This window comes from Pseudomonas sp. B424 (assembly GCF_055408345.1).
The window spans coordinates 1-972 of sequence record NZ_JBUZTL010000072.1 but is presented as its reverse complement, the minus strand read 5'-3'; the positions used below and the strand labels follow the sequence as shown (position 1 = coordinate 972).

The window sequence follows — 972 nt, the reverse complement described above, 5'->3', positions numbered from 1 at the left end:
AAAATACGCAGGCTGTTTAAATAGCGTCACGTCCGATAGAACATTCAGTGGCTCAATACTGCAAGGTTCAGGAGCGGCTTAATCATGAATGCTTTTCTGCATCACAGAACTCCCGTACTGGTGGCAGTCGACGGACGTAATGCTGCAGTGCGTACCGTGATCTACCATCGCACTGATGAAGACCAAGCCTCATCAAGCCGAATCACCTCACAACGGTTTGATACGAAGGGATTTCTGGTTGAGCAATGGGACCCGCGACTGTCAGCGCTGGCCGCTACCAATGCCAGTGTGAAAGCCAACCAACAAACCCGCTTCAGCCTGTCGGGGCAAGAGCTGCGCAGTGATTCGGCGGATGCAGGCTGGCGCGTCAGCCTCTTCAACGCCGCCGCGCACGCCTTGCTCCGATGGGACGGTCGCGAGACACGTATTCGCTCCGACTACGATGAACAATTGCGCCCTGTCGCACTGTTTGAAACAGTCGCTGGTGGATCCATTGAACGTTGCGTCGAACGCTTTACCTATGCAGGAGCCAGCGTTGAAGACGCTCAGCGTAACCGTTGTGGCCGCGTGCTGCGTCACGACGATCCCGCAGGCAGCATATGGCATGAAACCTTTACCGTGACGGGTCAGCCGCTGATTGAAACCCGACGTTTTTGCCTATCACTGACAACTCCCGACTGGCCGAATACCCCGCTCGATACTCAGAGTTACTCCACCCGCTGGCAATACGACGCACTGGGCGCGGTGATGGCGCAAACCGATGCAGCAGGTCACGTACGGTCGTTTAACGTCGACATTACCGGCCGCCCTCGCACCTCGCAGTTGAACGGTGTTGCCCTGCTCAAAAGCTGCGAATACAACGCCTTCGATCAGGTGGAGACAGAGCACGCTGGCAACAATGTGCTGACCATCGCCAGCTACTCAGCGGCAAATGGCCGGTTACTGAGCCTCAAGGCCAGCACTCTGGCCGGG

The 972-nt window shown here is 56.8% G+C and carries 1 pseudogene; it reads left to right on the top strand.

What is annotated here, in order from left to right:
• Nucleotides 1-84: 84 nt before the first annotated feature.
• A pseudogene (locus tag ACZRMS_RS26270) lies at nt 85-972 on the top strand (RHS repeat-associated core domain-containing protein); the annotation flags it as partial.